Annotated in this window: 2 protein-coding genes; both read right to left on the minus strand. The window is 73.2% G+C overall.

Annotated features, from left to right (window positions below):
- A partial coding sequence (locus WG209_RS21300; RefSeq protein WP_337177110.1) for a hypothetical protein occupies positions 1-1,866 on the minus strand: 1,866 nt, incomplete at its 3' end.
- 264 nt (positions 1,867-2,130) lie between these two features.
- The coding region (locus tag WG209_RS21305; protein ID WP_337177111.1) for a polymorphic toxin-type HINT domain-containing protein at positions 2,131-2,578 on the minus strand (448 nt) is incomplete at its 5' end.

Below are 2,578 nucleotides of genomic sequence, written 5' to 3' on the forward strand. Positions count from 1 at the left end.
GTCGTAGGTCAAGTTGGGCGGGTTGTGGAAGGCCTCGACGACGGCCTTGAAGGCGAGCCGGCCGGTGGTCACGTCCTGGGAGAGGACGAGGTCGCCGGGGCGGATCGACTCGATGGGCCGGTCCCCCTGGAGGGTGCGGACGAGCGTCCCCCCCGCGAAGCACGAGGGGCCGACGTTGGACAGCCCAACGAGGTTCGCCTGGAGGGTGGGGAACGCCTGGGGCTGGAAGCCCAGGGGGACCTCCTCGACGAAGGTGGGGGGGGGCTGGGACTCGGAGCGCAGCGGGAACCCGTAGCCTTCCAGGTCGTAGACCCACCGGCTCCACTTCTCGGCGTCGTCGCCGAAGGCCTGGCCGCTCACGCCGGAAAGGATGGCGACGGCCCGGTCGTTCACCTCGCGGATCGAGGCGTTCCGGGCCTCGATCGCCGCCACGTCTTCCGCCTGACGCTGCCGCGCGATTGCCACGGACGCGCGGGCCTCGGCGATCATCCGTTCGACCGGGATCGTCAGGTAGACGCCATAAACGGGGGTCGCGTTGAAGTGGGTGGCGGGCGTGATGTCCGGCCGCGCCGAGGAGGCCAGGCCGGCGACGAGCCTGGCCGCGTCCGGGGGCAGGCCGTTGGACAGCATTACGCCGGGAAGCCTCGCCGTCTGGTCGGGAATCGACGATGAGAAGACACCGACTACGGGGATGCCATACGCGTCCGGCTCTTTGCCGATGTATGGGAGCGTCCCCCTGAATAGCGAGAGCGGCGTCCGCGGCCCGAACGCGTCCCCGAGGTGCCGCACCGCCGTCATGCGGCCGTAGGCGTCGGTCTGGAGGGAGTCCCAGGGGGAGAAGACGGGATTCTGGAGGGGGGAGTAGAGCCGCGTGACGTTGGCCGTCTCGCCCTCGACGACGAGTTCCCCCCGCGAGCCCGGGCCCTCGACGGGCTTCACCCTGTAGCGTTCCTCCTTGCGGATCAGGCCGGCCAGCATCCCGGCGAACTCGCGGGGGTCGCGACGCTGGAGCAGGGCGGCGGCGTCGGCGCGGATGGCCGCGTGCGGGCTGAACACGGCGAGCGTCGCCAGGGCCGTCGACGCCTCGGGGCCCTCGATCCGGCTGAAGATGTCCACGGCGACGCGCTGGCGGGCCAGGTCGCCCCCCTTGCCGAACACCTTCCAGACGGAGAGGGAGGCGCGCGGGTCGTCGATCTCGGCCAGCGCGGCGAGGGCCTCGGATCGCTTGGCCTTGTCTCGGGAGGCCAGGCCGTCGCGCAGCTTCTCCAGCCGGGGGGCCCACTCCTTGTCGGCCCGGGCGCGGTCCTCGCGGTCGGCCTTGATGGCGGCCTCGACCTCGGGGTTGATCCAGCGGTTGCCGACCTTCCTGAAGCCCAGCCGGCGCCAGGCGCCCTCGCGGCCGGGGTCGAGCTGCAGGGTCCGGCGGAGGTGGGCGACCATCGGCTCGGCCAGGCCCTTCTCCTCGCACCAGAGGGCCAGCCTGTACTGGTCGTCGGCCTTGTCGGCGGCGCCGGCGCGGCGCTCGAAATATTCGTCCAGGAGGGCCTTCTGGTCGGGCGACTCCTCGACGGAGCGGGCGACGTCGGCGGGGCGCATCCAGCGGCCGTCGCGCCTGACCTGGCCGAGCAGGCCGCGGGCGCGCTGGTCGTCGGGGTCGAGGAGGACGGCGCGGGCGAGGTGGCGGGCCTTCTCGGCGGCCATGCCGCGGGCCTCGCACCAGAGGGCGAGGTCGACGTGGGCCGGGGCGTCGCGGCCGGCGGCGGCGGCGGCCGCCTCGTAGGCGGCGCGGTCGGGCCCGGGGGGCCCCGCGCCGTCGTCGCCGGTCGCCAAGCACAACGCGCCGCCGAGCAGCCATGCCGCGATCATGTCGCTACCTCCCGAGAAGGGGAAGGGGGAGAGGCCCCCGGAAGTGGGTCCATGCATTTCCAACATGAGGGCGACCGCCGGGATCAAGGCATTCGGTCGGCCCCTCGCCCCCTCGTTCGGGGCGGCCGAGCATCCGACAAGGCATGGGCAAGCCGGTCGTCCGCTCAATCGGCGATGTGGCGCGTGTCGATCCATCGTCGCCAGGACGCCGGACGACGCGGGAGGCCCGGGCCGACGCCCCGGGGGCGTCGGCCCTCGTGGCGTTCAGGGCTTGCTCGCGGCGACCAGCTCGGCGGCGTCGGGGACGGCGTCGAACGGGGCGGCGACCGGCTCCACGAAGCCGTTGTCGTGCGCCAGCAGGCCCAGCGAGCCGACGTGGTAGCTGTCGGCGTCGGCGAGCAGGAGGTTGAAGACCGGGACCTTCTCCTCCCCCTTGGCGACGGAGACGACCTCGGCCGTGCCGCCGACGGTCCGCAGGCGGTCGCCGGGCTCGAGGTCGCGGGCCATGACCCAGCCGCGGCCGGCCTTCCAGAAGCGGTGGATGCCGGTCGGGCGGACGACCTCGGAGCCGAGGTCGACGTCGTAGGTCAAGTTGGGCGGGTTGTGGAAGGCCTCGACGACGGCCTTGAAGGCGAGCCGGCCGGTGGTCACGTCCTGGGAGAGGACGAGGTCGCCGGGGCGGATCGACTCGATGGGCCGGTCCCCCTGGAGG

Origin of the sequence: Paludisphaera sp. (genome assembly GCF_037189885.1) — a bacterium.
Lineage (GTDB): Bacteria > Planctomycetota > Planctomycetia > Isosphaerales > Isosphaeraceae > Paludisphaera.